This is a genomic window from Priestia sp. VA7 (assembly GCF_055710015.1).
Genome location: NZ_JBVQPN010000004.1, coordinates 42,912 through 63,599 on the forward strand (window position 1 = coordinate 42,912; position 20,688 = coordinate 63,599).

Here is a 20,688-nt window from a genome sequence, read left to right on the forward strand (position 1 = left end):
CTAAATATTATAAATGAATACCTTTTTATAATTTGAGCAAACTATCCAAGATGTAATAGAGCATCAGTTTAACATCTATATTTAAACGACTAGGAAAACTACTGAAACAGGATCAGTAGTTTTTTCGTTTTTAGGCTTTATACGTTATTTATTTTTAGTTCATGTAATGAATGCCCTTAAAAATAACAAAGGATTAGATGTATATCAGGTGATTGAATCAGCATAAATAAATAAGAGCATATTAAATATGGATAATGGGTACAACAAGTATATTTTTTTCGAATCTATAGAAGATAAATCCATAGGAGATTGTAAATGAATAATTATAAAAACGACAATACTGCAAGACGCTATATTGCTTATGTCAGTATATTTGGAACGACTCAAATCCATTTAAGAAACCCCTATATTATTGCTTGGTGGTCAGCAGCTTTCCCTGGTTTTGGACATTTATTACTGTCTAAATACCTTCGCGGCTTTGTGTTATTTATATGGGAAGTCGTCATAAATATTAAATCTCATGTGAATTTGGCGATGATTTATTCTTTTCAAGGAAATATTGATATGGCCAAAGAAGTGCTTAATACAAGATGGCTTCTTATTTATATTCCCGTGTATATTTTTGCTATATGGGACAGTTACCGAACAACGGTTGATTTAAATAAAATATACGTATTAGCTGAACGAGAAAATCATAACTTCAACTCCTTCAGTATAGGCGCTATGGAAATAAACTATTTAGACAAACGGAATCCCATCTTATCAGTCGTCTGGTCCTTGTTGATGCCAGGTCTAGGACAACTCTATATTCATCGGATCATTGCTGCTTTCTTTGTTATTATCTGGGCAGTTGTTTTCTTTTATTATTCTCACTTGCTTGAAGGAATTTCTCTTCTATTTTTAGGAGAAATAAAACAGGCTAATGCCGTTTTAAATAAAGAATGGCTGTTATTTTTCCCTTCCCTATATGGTTTTGCTACCTTTGACTCTTATATAAATACGGTGGAGAATAATAAACTTGTCGAAAGAGAACAGAAAAACTTCTTCGAGAAAACGTATCAACATCCAAGCTTTTGTATTGTGAAAGGAAAAAAGGTGGAGTGAAATATGCAGGTTTTTTCTACATTTGAATACTCCAGTTACATAGAATTAGCTGTTTCAGAGCTAGAAAAAAAGGCATAAAGAAAGAAGATATATTTATTGTTTCTCTTAATAGCCGTACAGAAAATCGCCGGCTTTTTGATAGTCTTCATCGAGCAGATGGGGTTTCTCTTATTGATTTAGGAATGGCTCTAGCCACAGCCTTTTCAGTTATTGGTACAAGTATTGGTTTTAAACTAAGCTGGGGCCCTATTTATTGGGGAATTATTAGTGCTTTTATCGGATTTATCTTAGGATTAGGAATTAAGTTATTTATGTTTAAAGTAATCAGGAAAAACCAACGGCTTTTACGCGGCAAACATTCGGAAGTTAAACTCATTGTTGATTGTCATACGTTGGACGCCGAAGTCGTTGAACAAACTTTGTGGAAAAATCTTGCCTTGGGTGTCTCTAAAGTTAAACCAGATGGCTTATAAAGCCACGGCATGATCGTACAATATACTAACGAAAGATAAAATAATGAAAATTTTCTAAGTGAAGATTGCATATCTATTGCAACGTTTGAGCAAACTACTCAGGATACTGAAAAGTATCTCCAATCTAGAATCTCATTAGCCTATAGAAAAACTCCCTATATGAACAGGGAGTTTTTCTATTTTCCTACTAGATATGATAACAACCTTAGTTAACGTAAAACAGATTACCGGAAATTATCATTCTTCCATCGTCTCCTCTAAATTTCAGCTTGATACTTAGGAGTGGGAATTCTATAATATAAGTTATTAAAATAACTAAAAGCTGTAAAAGTCTGTTTACAGCAGGTGGATTTTTCGTTTGAATTTATTCTTTTACTTTTCGCCACCCATCTCATATTTGAGATGGGTGGCTTTATTGTATTTTAGGGAGGATTTAACAATGAAAATTTCGAACTATGCTTTACTTGTTTTTCTGGGTGGTTGTTCTTATGGAGTCGTATCAACGTTTGTTAAATTAGGGTACAGTGAGGGATTTAGACTAAGTGAAGTAACAGGAAGTCAATATTTCTTTGGTGCTATCATGTTGTAGGCTATTGCAATCTTTGTTCCAAAGGACCGTTTAAAATGTAAACATTGGCTTACTTTGGCCATAGGAGGCATAACGATGGGACTAACGGGTATTTTTTACAATCAAGCACTTGGTTATATTAATGCCTCATTTGCTATCATTCTACTACTGCAATTTACATGGATAAGTATTGTTTTGGAATATGTCTTTACTAAGGAAGCACCAAGTCGAAAAAGCTTCATCTCAACGATAATTATTCTTCTCGGTTCTGTCCTTGCTTCTGGCTTTTTGCAAACGGGTATCATTTTTTCTTTTGCTGGAATCAGCTGGGGGATGCTTGCTGCTGTCTCCTTTGCTTTCTTTATTTATATAAGTGGGAACACAACTATACCTGTGCATCCTATTTATAAAAGCGCTATTATGACAACCGGAGCGTCATTGCTTATATTTATTTCGTTACCACCAGTATTTCTTATAAACGATGCACTTACAGATGGGCTATTCATGTATGGTCTTCTTACTGGATTCTTTGGTTCACTTGTTCCACCTATTTTATTTAATATTGGCATGCCTAAAATAGGGGGAAGCTTAGGCACGATTCTAAGTACATCAGAGTTACCAACGGCCGTAATTATGTCTACACTTGTTCTCCACGAAACCGTCACCTTCCTTCAATGGATCGGTGTGATCATCATTCTAGGTGGAATTGCGTATCCAAACGTTCAGATTCATAAGAACACTCGTTTAATAAAGAAAAACGTGTAACATTTATACTTATTATTTCTATAATTGAAAAGTTAGTTTTCCAAACAATCTATTTTGGCAGGCTAACTTTTCTCCTTAATGATATATAATATTCCATTCTAGCTCATATTGGGTAGGAGCTTTATTTTCTTCGCGATTATATACACGGCATAATAATGATGGAATATGCACAAATTAATCAATAAAACTAATTTAAAGTTTGCTATAAGTGCCTATTTGTTCGTTATTGTTTTAATCGCACCGTCCTATGCATTTATTCCATTTTGTAAGGTAGCAGGTGCTAGATCAGTTTGTTTTTATTTATCAAAAAAACTCAATAAAAAAACTAAAGTTAATTAGCTTTAACCTTTATATAATATACATCCGTAGAATAGACAAGAAGGATGTGTTTACTCATTGACATTTAAAGAGCTTTTACCATATCATGCGTTAACAGTTATTAGCTCTAGCGTCTCTTATTCCATATTTCTTATCATCATTGAGCCTAGTTATAGAGCTGTTATTGCATTTTTTATGATCTCACTTATTACAATCATTCCTTATTCTGTTGCAGCCGTACCACTGCAGCTATTTCTAAATAAATGGCCTAAGAAGTTCAGTATTCTCTACTTATTTACCTATTGTGTCGTAGCAACCCTATTCCTTTATACCTCTTATAAGCTTCAAGGAAATTGGTCTGATCCAATATGGAATTATTGTAAGGTGCTTATATTTGCAGTAGGGGTAGCCATCATATACTGGTTTTGGGATTCCATCATCATGAACAAGTAGGCGTTTTTTCTGAACGTAAACATAATGTAAAAAAGTTTAATTTTATACATATGTTGTAACTTGTCTGACATAGTCCTGTCATAAAGATATGTTATGATTTAAGGGCATTATACAACTAAATAAAAAATATAAGTAACTTACCATTTCATCATTATCAATACACTTTTCAATATGCTTAGTCCTCTAATCCTCATCTATTAGAGGACTATTTGTTTTTTAAGATAAAAGGAGGGACACCGTTGCACTATATACATCAAGAAAAATTATATGATATTAGAGAGACCATTCTAGAAAGGAAAGAAGAGTTAGCTGAAAATAAAAGACAAGATCTTGCAAAGTCTCATAATACCTATACGGAGTTGACTACTTTTCGCTTTGACCTTCTTACCACTTATGCCGATTCTCTTTTGATGGAAAAAGGGGAAGCAAATGAGGTCATGGAACAGTGGGGAAACAATATGGCTAATTTATTAGTTGATCACGGACTTCCTTTAAACCTGGCCTTAGAGGAGATTAGTCATTATCGACATGTTATTGGAGAAATAATAAAAGAAGAAGCAAAGAGTAATGATTTTTCTTTTGATGCTTTTTATCAAATCATTTCTCACTTTAATAGCATTGTAGACAATGCTATCCAATTCGTAAGTAAATCATACGTGAAAGATTACAGTGAAAAAATAAATTATGCTCAATATGCCATTGATGAGTTATCTGTTCCCGTTGTTCGTATGACAGAAGAAATAGGTATCCTTCCTCTAGTAGGTGATTTAGATACTAAACGAGCACAATATTTGATGGAGAGTGCCTTAGAAAAGGGAAGTCAGTATAAATTAAAGTGGCTTATTTTAGATCTATCAGCTGTTCCAATTATTGATACAATGGTAGCCGATCAACTTTTTAAAGTAATAGCTGGGCTACAGTTATTGGGAATTGAAGTCGTTATTAGTGGCATACGTCCAGAGATTGCCCAAACCATGGTTAGTTTAGGAATAAAAATCGAAGAAATTAGAAGCTTTTCTAGTTTACATCAAGCTGTGCAATATACAAATTCATTTACAAGATCTTTAATTTGAATATTCACCTATATTTTGAGAAAACTACTTATGATGTGAAGTACTATCTATACTAACTTCTAATTACGTTATCAAAAAAGTTACTGATTTAGGCACCAGTAGCTTTTTGGGGGTAAGTATTACCAAAACGAAAACACCCTAACTATGTTCTAAATAGTTAGGGTGTTTTCTCTCCACTTCTGAAGGTTGAGTTCCAAAAGAAGATTAGCTTTCCGGGCTCTATAGTATATGAAAATCATTATTTTTAAGAACCAATATAGATAATACAACATGTATTTGTGCAACCTATTCAGGATGCTATAATGCATTAAATAAATACACCTCGTATAAAGCCAGTGAAAGAATCATCCTTTCCACTGGTTTTATATGTGAGTACAGGTTATAAGAAGAGTGTATGTACATATTATTATAATAAGCAATAAAATTAACTTCGAGGTTTTATAATTGAACGAAAAGAAAGTCTACTGAGGGTCTCAGTAGGCTTTCTTTTTTATTATGTATAGTTATTGACTATATTAAGCAAACTATTCTAGACGCCGTGAGGCATCACATAAGTAATTCTCCTATTTCCATTTCCTTACGAGGACGGAAAAAGCCACTAATACGCTAGTGGTTTTTTCTGATTTTAAGGCTCTATATGCATAAAATAATAGTATTTTGAGCAAACTACTCACATGTAGATTTTCTAAAAGACAAACCTACCTTTGACAAATCAGGTGGGCTTGTCTTTTAATACATAAGTTATTCATAACTTGAGCAAACTACTCATGATATCGTAAGATATCATCCCGACGTGATACATGTATATGACAGAAAAACTCCTGAACAGGTCACAGGAGTTTTTCTGTTTTTAAGCTGTATATCGTATGCATATGTAGTTACCATACTGGAATTTGTAGAAAATAAAAAAGATGTTTCTTAGCAAATAGAAACATCTTTTTGTTGATAGACAGTTAGATCTAATGGTTAACAATCCGTGTGTTTAGATTTATGAAGTGGTGGAGGAACTAACCAGCCTTTTTCTTTATTAAGTCGTAAAAACTTTCCACCAAGAGCTACTTTTTGCGCGTGAATTTGAGCAAACATAGCTGCAATATCTTCACGAATGGATTGGCCGATCAATTGGCTACAAGCAACTAGACCAGCAGCTATATCCGTTGAGATAGCTGCAGCGACTTCTGGATCTTGAACACGTGCTCCTACTGGAATATCATCTAAACATGCTTCTGGGCGTTCAGGCGGAGTTGGGGGTAAAGCCACACCATTCTCTTTTAGCAGTGTCTCCACACCTTTCATTTCTTGCTGGCATTGTTCAATTGTTTCTTGTACTAACTTATGTAGATCCTTGTCTCCTACATGATTTAGAGACGTTTGATAACCAGCTACTAATCCCTTTGAAGCAGAAAGAAACGACCATGTTCCAAATACTTCACCGTAATGCATCGGTTCATCTGTAGGATTTCCACTTAAAATACCCATTGTTATCCTCCTTAACATATCTAAGAACTTATTTTATCTTTATATGTTAAAATATGGTTATAACTTAATGGCATGGTAAAGGGGGAAACAAATATGACTTTATCTCGTAATCTGAAATTAGTTTTACTAAGTTTATTAATCATAATAGGGATTAGTAGTTATTTTTTATATAGCAGTAACAATTATAAGGTACTATCTAAAAGAGAAATTAATGATTTCATAGAGGATAAAAGAAAGTCTAACTTATCTATTCTTAAAGAAGAGAATGTTAAATCTAAGGCTGATCCTCATGCCCTTATCTTATATAAAAATGACACTAAATTGGGCACTTACATACTTACAAAAAACAGACAAGGAATTGAAGAATACAAGGGAGTGGAAGTGCCCATAGATAAAACTCTACCAATACAGGTTACAGGTGCCTTATCAGGGGTTCCATATCTCGGTATATATATTACAAATAATAAATTAATTCAAGAAGGAAAATATATAGAAATGGAATTTCAAGACGGAACAAAAGTAAGAAAAAACATATCATTAAATCAAAAAGGATATATTCTTTCAGAAAAAACAACTCCTGAAGTACCTAGAGAATCTGTCCAGGTCTCAGTCATAAAAGATAGTCAAGTTCTATATACAAATGAGTATTAAATAGCTGTTAACCTATATACTACATAAAATTTTAGTTACCATAATTCAGATTCGCGGAACCAAATAAAAAAAGGAACCCATGTAGTAGGGATCAGTAGATGGTGATGGAAGAACGCGGATTATCGATTTCTCACACCACGATTATGCGTTGAGTTCATCAGTATGGTCCTGAACTAGATGAACGAGTACGGCGTCACCTTAAGCTAATCAATGATTCTTGGAGAGTGGATGAAACGTATATTAAGTTAAAAGGTCAATGGATGTACCTATATCGTGCCGTTGATCCAAAAGAAAATACGATTGATTTTTATTTAAGCAAAACAAGAGATTATAAGGCTGCAAAACGCTTTTTCAAGAAAGCTTTGCACTCTTTTCATGTTTCAATGACCCTTGTCATAACAGTCGATAAGAATCCGGCCTATCCTGTGGCTATTGAAGAGTTGAAGAAAGAGAAAAAGATGCCCGTAGGCATCCAAATAAGGCAGATAAAATATCTAAATAACACCGTGGAACAAGATCACCGTTTTATTAAGAAGCGTGTTCGTTCGATGTTAGGGTTGAAATTATTTCGTACAGCCACTTACATACTGAGTGGCATAGAAATCATGCATATGCTGAAAAAGAAGCAAGTTTACCAATAGGTGAAGTCCGCCCAAGGTAGAAAAGTGTTCATCCATCAACTATTTGGTTTAGCCTCATAAGCTAGTAATTCAAGGGAACCTAACGCTTTATTTTTCTAGCGAATGTTTTTTGCATCACAACCAGTATGTCCAAGTTTTAGAGAGTAGTTTCAAGTCGGCTGAAATTTTGCATCAGAACCAAAATATTTAACCTTCATCTGCAAGCTGAATTTTTAATTGTTTACCCCGAAATGATAAAAGGTTATAATCAGAACTATGTATTTCGGGTATCGAATTAAATCTACATTTTGGTCCCTTTGTGCCTAATGTAGGATGGGAGCTTGTAGCCTACATTTCTGTAGTGAAATGAAATACAAACTATATAGAAAGGCGAGGAAAAATTGAATACACTTAGTGGAAAAAAAAGAATTCAACTTGCGATACTTTTGGGATCCCTTGGACTCTTAGGCCCTTTTACAATTGATACGTATTTACCTTCCTTCCCCAAAATCGTAAAAGATTTTCATACTACGGCATCACTCGTACAAATTAGTTTGACAGCATGCTTATTAGGATTGGGAGCAGGACAATTATTTATTGGCCCATTGAGTGATGTGAAAGGCCGTCGTAAACCTTTACTATTATTTCTTTGCTTATACTTATTAGCTTCTTTAACTTGCTCGTTTTCACCAAATATCTATTTCCTTATTGTGGCTCGTTTTGTCCAGGGTTTTTCGGCAGCAGGCGGGCTTGTGGTTTCAAGAGCTATTGTCAGGGACCTTTTCAGTGGAAAGGAACTGACCAAATTTTTTACTTTAATTGTATTAGTCGGTAACCTCGGCCCAATCGTTGCACCAATTGCTGGGGGAGCCATTCTTTCGTTTACCAAGTGGAATGGAGTTTTTATTGTTTTAGCTTGTATTGGAGCTATATTAATCTTCATGGTTTCTCTAAAACTACCAGAAACGCTACCACCTGAAAAACGTGTGCCTAGTAATCTGCCACAGCTCATGAGCAATTTTGGTTCCTTATTTAAGGAGCGAGAATTCATGGGATACGCATTCACACAAGGATTCACGACAGCTGGAATATTTGCTTATGTATCTGGTATTCCGTTTGTCTATCAAAATATTTACCATGTTTCTCCGCAACAGTTCAGTCTACTCTTTGGAGTTAATGGTTTAGGCTTGATTATTGGAAGTCAGTTGGTTGGACGCTTGGCCGATCACATTTCGGAGCGAACATTCTTAAAGATAGGACTAGGAATTTCTATTGCGGCAGGAGCAATCCTACTCATCGCTCTTCTTTTAAAAGCTCCATTAATTGCCGTGGCGATCCCGATTTTCTTTTTTGTCTCATCAATCAGTATTATTGGTACGACGTCCTTTGCATTAGCCATTGAATCACAAGGACATATTGCGGGCAGCGCCTCCGCATTATTAGGCTTATTGCCATTTGTACTCGGATCGCTATCAGCACCTCTTGTTGGAATAGCAGGATCGTATACGGGTGTTCCAATGGGCGTTACGATCTTTGGTGCTAGCTTGTTGGCGTTTCTTTCCTATTTTGTTTTAGTTCGAAAGCGTTCGGTTAAGATGCAGAGGCCCAATGATGCTGAACAAGGTTCTAAGCTATAATGTGGATACGTATGTTATTTAAGTCAATTAGACAGTTGACACCTAAGAAGAAAAAACATTAATGTTATTAACAACACGCCCCAAGTGATGAGCCATCGCTTAGGGCTGTTTTCGTTTTGATGCATTGTTTCTATAACAAACAGTATTTTTTTCTGTTTTTAAGCTATATATCATATACAAAGATAGTTAACATAAAACGTATTTATAGGAAATTGTATGCTAAAAAGCTTTTTTATCAGGGGCTTTTTGCAGCTTATAAATTGTAACTTTCTGAATGAGCATAAAAAAATCAATAATAAAGCTTACAGGTAAGATTCTTTTTATAGTGTTTAATTTGTTTAAAAAAAGAGTCTGTTCTACCCTTATCATAAAAAATTTTTATTAGGAGAAACTATTTTAGATAAATTTACAGGAGGGAATTAAATGGAAGATATTACACATAGTGGAAGGATGAGTTCTTCGGAACTTGCAAACCTTTGGTCACAGTATCTTAATGATAGCTTATCACGTTGTATGCTTCGCTATTTTATTGAGAATGTTCAAGATAAAGACATAAGTAAGGTACTTCAATTTGCTCTTGAATTGTCGGAACGCCACCTTCAAAAGATAGAAGAATTTTTGACAAAAGAAAGTTATCCACTACCCAAGGGGTTTACAGATGAGGATGTCACACTAGAGGCACCTGCTTTATTTACAGATACATATATTATTGTTTTTATTCAAATAATGTCTATTCACGGCATGACTAGATATGCTGGAGCGACAGGCTGTACTATTAAAGAAGATCAAAGAAAATACTTTAAGCAAGTTATTTCTGAAACAGTGGAATTGTATGATCTAGCCACTGGTGTTCTTGTAAGTAAAGGGATTATTAGCAAACCCCCTACTTTTAATAATCACCAGAAAGTCGAGTTTATTAAAAAACAAAATTACTTAACAGGTTGGCTTGGAAAACGTAGACCTATTAGTGCAGTTGAAGTTAGTGGTACTTATCTTAATATGCAAAAGACAATGACAAAAGTAGTACTAGAATTAGGGTTCAGTCAGGTAGCTCAATCTAAAGATGTTCGAAAATATATGGAAAGGGCTAGAAAGGTCTGTAAAAGTCACTTCGAAATCCTAACTTCGATGTTAAAAGAAGATAATTTACATATTCCACGGACTTTTGATTCAGAAGTAACGGATTCAACAACCCCACCTTTTTCTGATAAACTTATGATGTTTTTAATATCTACGCTAATTTCTTCAGCCATTGGGTATTATGGAGAAGCAATGGCAATATCCCAACGAAGGGATTTGGTAGCTAATTACGCAAAAATGATTACCGATATTGGATTGTTGGCAGAAGATGGAATGAATCTTCTAATAGAAAATGAGTGGATGGAACAGCCTCCACTAGCTACAAACCATGAAGATTTGGCAAAAAACAAATGATGTAAGTGAGATGGAAAAGAAAGATAAAATAACAGAGAGTATTTTGTGGAGTATAGCTTTACCTGGTTTTCCCCAAATATTAAACGGTCAACTTCTTAAAGGAATTTTATTTATTATATTAGAGCTTATAATAAACGTAATGGCAAACTTTAATGAAGCCATCCGTTTGAGTTTTATTGGAAATATAGAAGGTGCGGTTTCACAAGCAAATTATCAGTGGCTTATGTTCTATCCCTGTTTATACTTCTTTGCAATGTGGGATGCCTTTAAAGATGCAGGAGGAGGAAAACAGCCTTATTCCTATCTGCCCTTCGTTAGCTCAGCATTTTTTGTTACTGTCGGAACTATATATTCAGCCCAAACAAAAGTTTTTGGGGTATTGTTGGGGGCGGTCTGGTTTCCAATATTGTGGGTTATTCCTGGATTAATAATTGGTTTCTCTATAAAATTAATATTAAACCTAAAAGAAGGATAAACGTCTATTAAAAGTAATAAAAATGAAATATCAAAAATTACTTTTTCATATACAACACCTCTCTAACTGAATTTCACCATAATATGGAATTGTATAAATTATACATAAGTTATTGGTAACTTGAACAAACTACTCAAGACGCCGTGAGGCTTCAGTCCTTTGGTTAAATAAATGTAGCAGAAAAACTCCTGAACAGGTCACAGGAGTTTTTCTGTTTTTAACCTGTATACGCTATTCATTCTTAGTTAACGTAATCACTCTTTTCCGGAACACGCATCAAAAAAGAACCCTTGTGGCAGTAAGGGTTCCAATTAGAGTGTGTTTCTCTTTTATGCTGCTTTTTATACATCCTTGATATGACGGCATTTATTCGATACCCAAGTGGGAGGCGGATGTATAAAAAGTACACGTTTTATTCATATGCTAGTATTTTAAAATATAGTATCTTTAGGGAAGAAATGAGTGTTTTATCTATACTCTAAATAATTTAAAAATTGGTTGCTAGCAAGAGATAAAGTTTGATTTTCCCTGTATGCTAACCCGATTTTTCGGTAAGCAGGTACTTCCAATTCTTTTGTGATAACGTCGTAAGAAATGCGTTGTAAAACCAATTGCGGTAAAATACTAATACCTAAACCACTCTCTACCATAGCCATAATGGCATAGTCATCCCATGTCGTAAAATTGATTTTGGGACAAATATTCCACTTTTTCAGCAGTTTAGCCACATCAGAATTCCCTTCTTTTTCTAACAAGATAAAAGATGACTCAGAAAGTTCAGCAATTGGAATTTTTTCGAGATCTGCAAGAGGATGGCTTTTAGGCAATACAACAATTAGGTTATCTTGTTCTATAAGTGTTGTTTCCAATTCTGGAAGAGTAGGAAGTCGTAAAAAACCAAAATCCACACGTCCTTCTAAAATCCACTTTTCTATTTCGTGGTAATCACCTAAAAGTAATTCAAAATCAATATTAGGATAATCAGTTTTAAATTGCTTTATTATTTTTGGAAGCCAATGCGTGGCTACGCTAGAGAAAGTGCCAATCCGAACCACTCCCGATTGTAACCCGTTAATTTCTTCTATCTGATGCTGTAAGTTTTGATATTCTTCAAATAGTCTTTTAGCAGCTGGAAATAAATTTAATCCTTCTGAAGTTAACCGCAAACCAGATCGGCCTCGTTCAAGTAGAGTTACTCCCCATTCTTTTTCTAAATCGTTAATCATCCTACTTATGCCAGACTGAGAATAATTTAAATACTTTGCTGCTTTTGTGAAGCTTCCCAATTCCACTGTTTTAACAAAAGCAATATATTTTTGTATATTCATGTCCATAGTATCACAACCTTTGCATCTGTTTTTGTCATGCTTATCATGACAAATATTCGCTTTTGTAATGCTTTTTCCCATGATAATCTACATTTATTAAATATACAAAGCAAAGGAATGAAAAAATATGTTTTTTATTAGCGAGGTTTATACCATGGCTCGAAGAAAAGGCTCCACATCTTTACAAGAAAGTACGTATCTTGCTTTACAACAATTAAATATTCCTTTTCAACGTGTTGATACAAATGAAGCTATTACAATGGAAGACTGTACTCTTATTAATAAAAAGTTGAACATGAAAATGGTTAAAACCTTGTTTTTATGTAATCGACAGCAAACTTCTTTCTATCTATTTATCACTAAAGGAGACAAGCCTTTTTGCTCAAAAGACTTCAGTAGTGCTCTAAATATAGCTAGAGTCTCGTTTGCTCCTGAGGAATTGATGAAAGATATGTTAGGAACAAAAATTGGAGCAGCAACTGTTTTTAGCGCACTGTTTGATAAGGGTAATAATGTACAAATTGTTTTTGATAAAGATGTAACTAATGAAGAATGGTATGGATGCAGTGATGGAACAACAACCGGATATATAAAAGTACGAACGGAGCAAATTATTAATAATTTTTTACCTTATACAAACCATAAGGTATCGATTATAGAGGTGTGATATGTGTCTATATAAAAATAGAATAGCCATAAAAGTTAGAATTTCTACGCTGACAAATGAAATAGAGCAAAATAATCTAAAATCGTTTGATCAAATTGCCTGTGTATTAAGTGGGTGAAGGCAGTGAAATATAAGATACAGTTTGTTTTATCTATGATTATTTTCGGTACAATGGGTTTAATTGTAAGATACATTGATTTATCTTCTAGTGAAACGGCCTTATTAAGTAGTTCAATTGGGTGTTTGTTTTTAATAGTTGTTCTTTTTATGAGAAAGAGAACCATTACATGGAAATTGGTAAAAGCTAATGGTTATATCTTATTTTTTTCGGGTATTGCATTAGGGGGAAATTGGATGTTTCTTTACCAAGCATATGATCACACAACGCTCACTAATGCTACGCTAGGCTATTATTTTGCACCTGTATTCGTCATAATCCTCTCACCATTTATCCTTAAAGAACAATTACCTGTCAAAAAAATCATTTGTATCGGTATAGCGATAATAGGTATGTTAATGATTGTTGGAAATGGTGTAAGTGCCTCTGGAACAGAAGATTTACTTGGAATCTTTTTTGGATTACTAGCAGCTGCATGTTATGCTGCATTGATGTTACTCAATAAATTTATTCGCCTCATGGGTAGGCTAGAGATTACAATTATCCAACTTGGAATAACAGCTTTACTGCTCTTGCCATATGTATTTTTGACGGAAGGATTCGATGTCTTTGAAGTATTTAAATCGTCCGTTCCCTTTATAATAATTCTGGGGATTGTGAACACTGGTATTGGATTTTGGTTGTTTTTCTCTGGTATGGAGAAATTAAAAGGCCAAAGTATCGCTATGCTAAGCTATGTAGATCCATTCGTAGCCATATTGATTTCTGCAGTTATCTTGCGAGAACATATGACAATTGTTCAAATAATAGGTGGCGCGCTTCTTTTAGGATCAACATTTATAAGTGAGAATAAGGCGATTATTTTTTCCAAAAGAGGTAAGAGTGTATCGACCCTATAATATGGGAAACAGTAGGAAGTATTAGTTTCCTGCTGCTTTATATATATTTAAAAACTTTTCATGTTAATACTGAGGGATTTTCCGATAATTAAGTCCATAAAAGTATATATTTACGAACTTTTCTCTTATATAGAAAACCTGTCATTTTCATTGTTCGATTAAGTTTGAAAATAAATTACGAACGTCTTCTAAAAACTATGTACTTTTACGAACGTTTCTGAAAGGAAAGTAGATTAAGCTAGTGGTTTGCCGTCATTAAACATGACTGTCAGAACCTATATTCTTAAAGGTTAGTTTGTAGATCTCCTTCAACAAATGAATAAAACAGTTTTGTGCTCACTTTAGGGTTTATAAGTATAAAATAACAATCAGAATAACAAGAGGATTATTAATACATGGGGTAAAAAATATATTCATTATTTCACTTTATCTATTAATCTCGTATAAACAACGTCAGAAAGGAGAATAATGTTTAAAAAGGAGAAAAGATAAAGGGGTTGATTTTTAATGTGAAATAATGGAATTAACAACATCGATCCAGGTTTACGCGATCAAATGCTGGCTGAATTATTTTTGGATCAAACGATGAACGACTTCAAAAGAAATAAGATCCTTAAGGAAATAGACCAGTCTTTAAAGAATAAAGATAAACAAGCTTTTTTACGTTTAACAGAGGAACTTAAATCTGTATCTTAATAAAAACGATGTAATATAGAAGAAATTCATTAAAAAGAAGCCTTCTTTTTTAAAAACTGAGGCTTCTTTTTATTTTACATTTACATATATCTTTTTATAATAAACTAAACTTATAATGAAAGAACTTATTCGTTCCAGTATGAAAATGCTCGGAAGTCTCATGTCAAAAATTAATTACTAATTACTCAATACTTGAATAGAGGAAGTAAACCCATTCTTTTCCGAAAAAGATAAATTAACTTGTAGATGATTAGCGACGAACTGGTGATAGTCCTGTAAATATACTGCAACAGCATCAATGATGTCTTGTTCATGCAATCGCGCTGTACGTCCTAATGCTAAGGTAGAAGCAGCAAACCCAAGAGAGGGATGAAATTCCAAATCTACTTCTACTTGTTGAGGTTCGATTCTTTCTTTTAACGCAATATAAATACAAATACTATCTACAATATCTTGTTCATTAAATAGTACTTCCATCTTAAATTTCTCCTTAATATCTTCTTCTTGTAAAGATGTTTTTAATTACCCAAATGATGACTAAAATCACAAGTATATCTACAAGAATTCCTAAAAAAGAAAATCCATTTGAAGCGTTATTTCCATACGTACCATTATAATTTCCTCCAAATGGATGGAGCATATGGCCCAAAAGTGCCCCCGTTCCAAACGCTGCAGCATGAGTCAGTATACTTTTTGCTCGTGAAGGCGGCGTCTGGTTATACGTCGTGTGAGACCTAGTATACGATGGTGTTTTTGTAACGTTGCTTGACGGAGACTTATATCCAGAATGATAAGTGCCACTTGAATATGTGCCCCTACTTGAATGAGAACTGAACGAAGAACTGTGACTGAAAGAACTATGGCCACTAAATCCTTTTGCCTGAGCAACATTTGGTATAGCTATTGCAAATATTAATACAAATATTAAGGTCAATTTTTTCATTACAATTACTCCTGTCTTTATTAATCTAATATAGCTGATTTATAATAAAGTTTCTTTCTTAGAGAGCTTATGTAGCTGTTACTATACCACTAAATTTATAAAATTCTACTATTTTCATCTATTTTTAATGTGATTTTAAGATGAATTTTAGAGTGATTATCATGATTAGAAAAAGTATAAGGGGTTTCAATATCTAATTGATATGTGAAATTAACATAAAAGACGGTGATATAATTTATAAAAATTAGAAAAGAAAGAAAAAGACGAAAAATAAATGTAGAGTATAGTAAAGGTCTTTTGAGAAATATAGAGGTAACCCATATTCAGATGGCAGAGTCTAATCACATGTTTTATAAAAAGGGTTGATGAATTAATTCGTGTCTAATGTTTGTTAGTGTAATTAAAAAGCAGATCTTATCCAAGGATAAAATCTGCTAAAAAATCAAAAAGAGGTAATGAAAATATCGTGATTTACTCAATGATCCATTAATTAAAGGAAGAATGTAATTCCCACTAGGTCTATTCCCCAGAACTTCTCTTTAATATTATTGTATCTTTTTCCTTATCTATTTTCTTATGAATACGTAAGTAATAGTAGGCATAGCACCCAATTGCAAATGGGAGACCGCAATATAAAGCAGCCCTGAGAGAATCAACAAAAGCCATACTAACAATGACTACTAAACAGAGTACAAAGCAAGTAATTGGAACAATAGGATACAGAGGTGTACGGAAGTTTAATTGATTAATATCATTTCCTTCCGCAATATAAGCTTTACGGAAATTTAATTGAGATAGGGCAGTTAACATCCAAACAGTGATGCCAGCTAGGCCAGCGATTGATACTAAAATTAGAAAAACAGTATTAGCAGCAATGAAGCTTGTTAAAAGAGATAGACATGCTACTAAAAAAGTTACACTTAATGCGCGTAATGGTACCCCCTTTTGGCTTAATTTTGAAAAAGATTTCCCAGCAAATCCTTCGAGGCTCATAGCCCATAGCATTCGTGTGGATGCATATAACCCTGAATTTGCAACCGATAAAACCGCAGTGAGAATAACAAAATTCATCACATCTGCTGCATACGGTATCCCAACATTGTCGAAAACATAGACAAAGGGGCTATCTACTGATCCTGCTTTTTTCCAGGAGACTAAACTAACGAGGATAAGCATGGAAATTACATAAAAAAATACTGTTCGCCAAACCGTATTTTTAATAGCTCTAGGGATTTCCCTATGTGGATTTTCAGATTCTCCAGCTGCAATACCAATCAATTCGGTTCCCTGAAAAGAAAAAACAACTCCAATCATGGCAAAGAAAACACTACTAAATCCATTTGGAAAAAGTCCTCCATTATTCATTATGGTAGAAACACTTTGAACTGGATTTTTTGCCCCATGAGTATCAAGAAATCCAAAAATTATACCTGCCCCAATTATAATAAATAATAAAATGGTTACGATTTTAATACTTGAAAACCAAAATTCTGTTTCTGCAAAACTGCGAGTAGACAGAGAGTTAATGATAAACAAAGAAGTTCCAAAAATAGCACACCAAACCCAAACAGGAATATCAGGAAACCAGCGCTGCATTAATAATCCAGATGCTGTGAATTCAACACTTACTGTAACTGCCCAATTCAACCAGTACATCCATCCCACAGTAAAACCTGTTCCAGGTCCTATATATTTTGTTGCGTAGGCTTGAAATGATCCTGTCACCGGCATAGATACGGTCAATTCACCAAGACAAAGCATAACTAAGTACATTAAGAAACCCACAACAAGGTAAGCTAATACAGCCCCACCAGGACCTGCTTCATTGATAATATGACCCGAATTTAGAAAAAGGCCTGTTCCAATTACTCCACCAATTGAAATCATAAATAAATGTCTGCTTTTCATATTTCTTTGAAGCTCATTGGATACTTCTATTTTTTTACTATGCATGTATAACCCTCTTCCTAATAGTATGATTTAATTATTTTTATGTTATAAGCAGGGTTCTCCTTTAAACTAAAAATTTAAATGAGCAGATCGGTTGGACATAATTTAAAATATGTTTTGAATGAATATAGTTTCTTTATGATTTTTAAAATATCTATTAAAACCTCAAAAAATATAATCTAGCTTTCCTTTCCAAGTTACTATAAGTCTTTCCAACACAAAAAAACTTCGCAAAAATAATAATTTCCTTTTTGCCAAGTTCCATTCTATAAACTAATAACTAAATTGGAGTCTTGTCTTATTTACTTAACTACGCCTAAATAAACTTATATAAGTAATATTTTTAAGTTTGATAGGTATCTGATCTACTCTCTTGGAGAAAACCCTATTCTAAAAAATAACATCATACCTGATTTTTATATTTCCATCTTTTTGTTAAGATCCTCCATTAACTAAAATTTAATTCATCCACTAAAGGCTATATTATCTAGAATTTTCAGAATTATATTTAGTATATCTACCGAATAAATAGTTGTCAACGCAGAAATGTATGCGCTACCAAAAGGTGGGTTGACATCTAATATACTCTTCAGTATATACTAATCTAGTAGTAAGGGAAGCACAAAGGGGGAACATCTTATGAGCAATCAGGTCAAACAAAAGAATAATTTTTCAATGGGTAAGTTAACTTCTTTATTGGTTCTCTTGCATAATACTGAACTGGTGAAAGAAGTTGAACAAGAACTGGACTCAAGGGGTTATAACTATACAGTTGGAAAAGTTGGGGCTATGGAGCTATCAAAAGTAGTTGCTGCTGTTGAAACAAGTGCTAAAAATAACCATATTATAAATGCTAATTCGTATAGGGAAGTCCATGCTCTTTATCATGCCATATTGGAGGCAATTCAGGGAGTAAGTAGGGGGACTTTACAGTTAGGCGATATTTTACGTACAGTTGGTTTAACTTTTTCAATTGTCAGAGGAAATATTGACTCCTCTGGTTATGGGGGAGAATGGATTAGTGTATGTGTCTATGGAACTATAGGGGCTCCAAAAAAAGGGTTTGAACATGATGCATTAGGTTTTGGGTTTAACCATATCTAAAAAAATCTATTCAAAGCAATTTAAATAAATAATTTTAAATTTTTCAAAAAACAATTGACAAATTATTCAGATAAAGAGATACTAGTTTCAGACACATTAGTTGCTTTAAGCTTTAGACCTTAAAGTATAGATTCATTTAGCATTGTTAGTTATGTTTGTTTTAGATATTTAAAATTGTATTTAAAGCCCATAGTTTATTCAGTTTAGTTTATAGGGGGCTATATCAAAAAAGATTTGTTTCTTTTTTGATATAGCCCCTTTTTATGTTCAAAAACAATAAGACTTTTTAATTTAAGAAGGAGTGATTAGAATGTTTGTTCAAATAGACGGTAACTCATTAACGTATGAACAAATTCATCAAGTTATTTATGAAGGTTATTCTGTTAAAATTAGTGATCACGCTCTAGAAAATATCAAAAAAAGTAGAGCTTTAGTGGAGGATAGTATTACCAATAACAAGGTAATTTACGGTGTAAACACAGGGTTTGGGAAATTCAGTGACACAGTTATTTCAAAGCATGATTTAGCTGACTTACAAATCAATTTAATTCGAAGCCATGCTTGTGGGCTTGGGGAGCCATTTCCTAGAGAAGTAAGCCAGGTTATGTTACTTCTAAGAGCTAATGCATTAGCGAAAGGCTATTCAGGAATTCGTCTAGAAACACTTCAGTTATTAATAGATTGTTTAAATCAAAATATCGTTCCAGTTATTCCTAGTCAAGGATCGCTAGGAGCAAGTGGTGATCTAGCTCCTCTATCGCACTTAGCCCTATTATTAGTTGGAGAAGGAGAAGCCATTTTTAATGGTGAAAAAATGTCAGGTGCAGAAGCATTGAAATTAGCAGGTCTTCAACCAATCAAATTGCAAGCTAAGGAAGGGCTTGCTTTAATCAATGGAACCCAAGCTATGACTGCTGTAGGTGTGGTTGCTTACATGGAGGCTCAAAAGTTAGCTGATCTTTCAGATGGAATTGCTTCCCTGACATTAGAAGGTTTACAAGGAATTGTTGACGCTTTCACACCAGAATCTCATTCTGTAAGACCTTACCCTGAACAGAAACAAGTGGCTGAACGGATTCTTTCTTACCTTGACGGTAGTCAACTAACCACTACTCAGGGACAAATTCGAGTTCAAGATGCCTATTCATTACGATGTATCCCACAAGTCCATGGTGCTATTCAACAAGTTTTAAATTATGTAAAAGAGAAACTATCGATTGAGATAAACTCAGCAACAGATAATCCACTAATCTTCTCGGACAGTGGAAATGTTATTTCCGGTGGAAACTTTCATGGACAACCTATTGCTTTTGCGATGGACTTTCTTGGAATTGCAATGTCTGAAGTAGGAAATATTTCTGAAAGACGTATCGAACGATTGGTGAATCCCCAACTAAGTGATTTACCGGCATTTTTAAGTCCTGACCCTGGTCTTCAATCAGGCTTAATGATTACTCAATATGCTGCTGCTTCATTAGTTTCGGAAAATAAGACATTAGCTCATCCTTCTAGTGTAGACTCTATTCCATCTTCTGCTAATCAAGAAGATCATGTGAGTATGGGAACAACTGCTGCTCGCCATGCTTATCAAATTATTCAAAATAGTAGAAGGGTTCTTGCCATCGAAGCTATCTGTGCTGCTCAGGCTGCTGATATTAGAGGTGTGAGTAAGTTAGCTCCAGAAACAACGAAACTTTATTCAAGAATTAGAAAATCTGTTCCAACAATTACGAAAGATCGAATCTTCTCACGTGATATTGAAAAATTGGCTGCTGATTTAAAAGGGGTTGTAAAAGAAGTTAATTACGAAATGGTACGTTAATGAACGTGTAAAGTCGTTTTTATTATAAAACTCTAGCATAGACTTATTAAAATATTAGGGTATCAACCTTTCTTTTTCTCAATTATAAAGATTTATGAGATTTCCTGCGTA

Annotated in this window: 19 protein-coding genes and 2 pseudogenes; 16 read left to right on the forward strand and 5 right to left on the reverse strand. The window is 33.9% G+C overall.

Going from position 1 to position 20,688, the window contains the following annotated elements:
- The first annotated feature begins 315 nt into the window (after window positions 1-315).
- The 6 genes and pseudogenes from AC0C45_RS18060 to AC0C45_RS18085 all read left to right on the forward strand — a co-directional run bounded on the left by AC0C45_RS18060 (window position 316) and on the right by AC0C45_RS18085 (window position 4,754).
- Window positions 316-1,104, forward strand: coding sequence for a hypothetical protein (locus AC0C45_RS18060; protein ID WP_237893842.1), 789 nt, complete (start codon window positions 316-318; stop codon window positions 1,102-1,104).
- Between the two features lie 3 nt (window positions 1,105-1,107).
- Window positions 1,108-1,577: pseudogene (locus tag AC0C45_RS18065) on the forward strand (hypothetical protein).
- 439 nt (window positions 1,578-2,016) lie between these two features.
- Window positions 2,017-2,166 (forward strand): hypothetical protein, encoded by a 150-nt coding sequence (locus tag AC0C45_RS18070; RefSeq protein ID WP_233335160.1) that lies wholly within the window; start codon window positions 2,017-2,019, stop codon window positions 2,164-2,166.
- Window positions 2,167-2,175: 9 nt separating this feature from the next.
- Window positions 2,176-2,910 carry an EamA family transporter gene (locus tag AC0C45_RS18075; protein ID WP_414058617.1) on the forward strand — a complete coding sequence of 245 codons (735 nt, stop codon included), beginning with the start codon at window positions 2,176-2,178 and terminating at the stop codon, window positions 2,908-2,910.
- A 396-nt stretch (window positions 2,911-3,306) separates the two neighbouring features.
- The gene (locus tag AC0C45_RS18080; RefSeq protein ID WP_080967590.1) at window positions 3,307-3,681 is read left to right on the forward strand and encodes a UPF0715 family protein; all 375 of its coding nucleotides are present in this window, start codon (window positions 3,307-3,309) and stop codon (window positions 3,679-3,681) included.
- 239 nt (window positions 3,682-3,920) lie between these two features.
- A complete protein-coding gene (locus tag AC0C45_RS18085) occupies window positions 3,921-4,754 on the forward strand; it encodes an STAS domain-containing protein (protein ID WP_047933628.1) in 834 nt (277 codons plus the stop codon).
- Window positions 4,755-5,720: 966 nt separating this feature from the next.
- Here AC0C45_RS18085 and AC0C45_RS18090 read toward each other — a convergent pair.
- Entirely contained in the window at window positions 5,721-6,233 is a 513-nt protein-coding gene (locus AC0C45_RS18090; protein WP_237893843.1) for a DUF3231 family protein, read from the reverse strand.
- A gap of 93 nt (window positions 6,234-6,326) precedes the next feature.
- Between AC0C45_RS18090 and AC0C45_RS18095 the strand changes: the two genes are divergently transcribed.
- From AC0C45_RS18095 to AC0C45_RS18115, 5 genes and pseudogenes are all read left to right on the forward strand, one after another.
- Window positions 6,327-6,884, forward strand: coding sequence for a hypothetical protein (locus AC0C45_RS18095; protein ID WP_025601614.1), 558 nt, complete (start codon window positions 6,327-6,329; stop codon window positions 6,882-6,884).
- A gap of 101 nt (window positions 6,885-6,985) precedes the next feature.
- Window positions 6,986-7,525: pseudogene (locus tag AC0C45_RS18100) on the forward strand (IS6 family transposase); the annotation flags it as partial.
- A gap of 380 nt (window positions 7,526-7,905) precedes the next feature.
- Window positions 7,906-9,141, forward strand: a complete 1,236-nt coding sequence (locus tag AC0C45_RS18105) for a Bcr/CflA family multidrug efflux MFS transporter (RefSeq protein ID WP_237893844.1) — start codon at window positions 7,906-7,908, stop codon at window positions 9,139-9,141.
- A 423-nt stretch (window positions 9,142-9,564) separates the two neighbouring features.
- Window positions 9,565-10,575, forward strand: coding sequence for a DUF3231 family protein (locus AC0C45_RS18110; protein ID WP_237893845.1), 1,011 nt, complete (start codon window positions 9,565-9,567; stop codon window positions 10,573-10,575).
- A gap of 10 nt (window positions 10,576-10,585) precedes the next feature.
- The gene (locus tag AC0C45_RS18115) at window positions 10,586-11,050 is read left to right on the forward strand and encodes a hypothetical protein (protein ID WP_026106547.1); all 465 of its coding nucleotides are present in this window, start codon (window positions 10,586-10,588) and stop codon (window positions 11,048-11,050) included.
- 467 nt (window positions 11,051-11,517) lie between these two features.
- Here AC0C45_RS18115 and AC0C45_RS18120 read toward each other — a convergent pair whose 3' ends face one another.
- The gene (locus tag AC0C45_RS18120) at window positions 11,518-12,378 is read right to left on the reverse strand and encodes a LysR family transcriptional regulator (RefSeq protein ID WP_201780337.1); all 861 of its coding nucleotides are present in this window, start codon (window positions 12,376-12,378) and stop codon (window positions 11,518-11,520) included.
- Between the two features lie 154 nt (window positions 12,379-12,532).
- Between AC0C45_RS18120 and AC0C45_RS18125 the strand changes: the two genes are divergently transcribed.
- The 3 genes from AC0C45_RS18125 to AC0C45_RS18135 all read left to right on the forward strand — a co-directional run bounded on the left by AC0C45_RS18125 (window position 12,533) and on the right by AC0C45_RS18135 (window position 14,758).
- Window positions 12,533-13,045: a prolyl-tRNA synthetase associated domain-containing protein gene (locus AC0C45_RS18125; protein ID WP_237893846.1), complete on the forward strand. Its 513-nt coding sequence runs from the start codon at window positions 12,533-12,535 to the stop codon at window positions 13,043-13,045.
- 123 nt (window positions 13,046-13,168) lie between these two features.
- On the forward strand, window positions 13,169-14,062 hold the full coding sequence (locus tag AC0C45_RS18130) for a DMT family transporter (protein ID WP_237893847.1): 894 nt from the start codon (window positions 13,169-13,171) through the stop codon (window positions 14,060-14,062).
- Between the two features lie 555 nt (window positions 14,063-14,617).
- Window positions 14,618-14,758, forward strand: coding sequence for an IDEAL domain-containing protein (locus tag AC0C45_RS18135; RefSeq protein WP_047933618.1), 141 nt, complete (start codon window positions 14,618-14,620; stop codon window positions 14,756-14,758).
- A gap of 177 nt (window positions 14,759-14,935) precedes the next feature.
- On the opposite strand, the gene AC0C45_RS18140 is transcribed toward AC0C45_RS18135, so the two are convergent.
- From AC0C45_RS18140 to AC0C45_RS18150, 3 genes are all read right to left on the reverse strand, one after another.
- Entirely contained in the window at window positions 14,936-15,235 is a 300-nt protein-coding gene (locus AC0C45_RS18140; RefSeq protein WP_053215339.1) for a DUF2653 family protein, read from the reverse strand.
- Between the two features lie 13 nt (window positions 15,236-15,248).
- Complete coding sequence (locus tag AC0C45_RS18145; RefSeq protein WP_047933616.1) at window positions 15,249-15,701, reverse strand: hypothetical protein; 453 nt, start codon at window positions 15,699-15,701, stop codon at window positions 15,249-15,251.
- A gap of 519 nt (window positions 15,702-16,220) precedes the next feature.
- Window positions 16,221-17,654 carry an amino acid permease gene (locus tag AC0C45_RS18150; protein WP_047933615.1) on the reverse strand — a complete coding sequence of 478 codons (1,434 nt, stop codon included), beginning with the start codon at window positions 17,652-17,654 and terminating at the stop codon, window positions 16,221-16,223.
- Between the two features lie 636 nt (window positions 17,655-18,290).
- On the opposite strand from AC0C45_RS18150, the gene hutP reads away from it, so the two are divergent.
- Window positions 18,291-18,755, forward strand: coding sequence for a hut operon transcriptional regulator HutP (gene hutP / locus AC0C45_RS18155; RefSeq protein WP_028408945.1), 465 nt, complete (start codon window positions 18,291-18,293; stop codon window positions 18,753-18,755).
- A gap of 310 nt (window positions 18,756-19,065) precedes the next feature.
- Window positions 19,066-20,577, forward strand: coding sequence for a histidine ammonia-lyase (hutH, locus tag AC0C45_RS18160; protein WP_257064411.1), 1,512 nt, complete (start codon window positions 19,066-19,068; stop codon window positions 20,575-20,577).
- The last annotated feature ends 111 nt before the right edge of the window (window positions 20,578-20,688 follow it).

Excerpts from the sequence above, each read along its gene's own strand:
- AC0C45_RS18060 (WP_237893842.1), top strand. The coding sequence starts at position 316 with ATGAATAATTATAAAAACGACAATACTGCAAGACGCTATATTGCTTAT.
- AC0C45_RS18070 (WP_233335160.1), top strand. The coding sequence starts at position 2,017 with ATGAAAATTTCGAACTATGCTTTACTTGTTTTTCTGGGTGGTTGTTCT.
- AC0C45_RS18090 (WP_237893843.1), bottom strand. The coding sequence starts at position 6,233 with ATGGGTATTTTAAGTGGAAATCCTACAGATGAACCGATGCATTACGGT.
- AC0C45_RS18095 (WP_025601614.1), top strand. The coding sequence starts at position 6,327 with ATGACTTTATCTCGTAATCTGAAATTAGTTTTACTAAGTTTATTAATC.
- AC0C45_RS18110 (WP_237893845.1), top strand. The coding sequence starts at position 9,565 with ATGGAAGATATTACACATAGTGGAAGGATGAGTTCTTCGGAACTTGCA.
- AC0C45_RS18115 (WP_026106547.1), top strand. The coding sequence starts at position 10,586 with ATGGAAAAGAAAGATAAAATAACAGAGAGTATTTTGTGGAGTATAGCT.
- AC0C45_RS18120 (WP_201780337.1), bottom strand. The coding sequence starts at position 12,378 with ATGAATATACAAAAATATATTGCTTTTGTTAAAACAGTGGAATTGGGA.
- AC0C45_RS18125 (WP_237893846.1), top strand. The coding sequence starts at position 12,533 with ATGGCTCGAAGAAAAGGCTCCACATCTTTACAAGAAAGTACGTATCTT.
- AC0C45_RS18135 (WP_047933618.1), top strand. The coding sequence starts at position 14,618 with ATGCTGGCTGAATTATTTTTGGATCAAACGATGAACGACTTCAAAAGA.
- AC0C45_RS18140 (WP_053215339.1), bottom strand. The coding sequence starts at position 15,235 with ATGGAAGTACTATTTAATGAACAAGATATTGTAGATAGTATTTGTATT.
- AC0C45_RS18145 (WP_047933616.1), bottom strand. The coding sequence starts at position 15,701 with ATGAAAAAATTGACCTTAATATTTGTATTAATATTTGCAATAGCTATA.
- AC0C45_RS18150 (WP_047933615.1), bottom strand. The coding sequence starts at position 17,654 with ATGCATAGTAAAAAAATAGAAGTATCCAATGAGCTTCAAAGAAATATG.
- hutP (WP_028408945.1), top strand. The coding sequence starts at position 18,291 with ATGAGCAATCAGGTCAAACAAAAGAATAATTTTTCAATGGGTAAGTTA.
- hutH (WP_257064411.1), top strand. The coding sequence starts at position 19,066 with ATGTTTGTTCAAATAGACGGTAACTCATTAACGTATGAACAAATTCAT.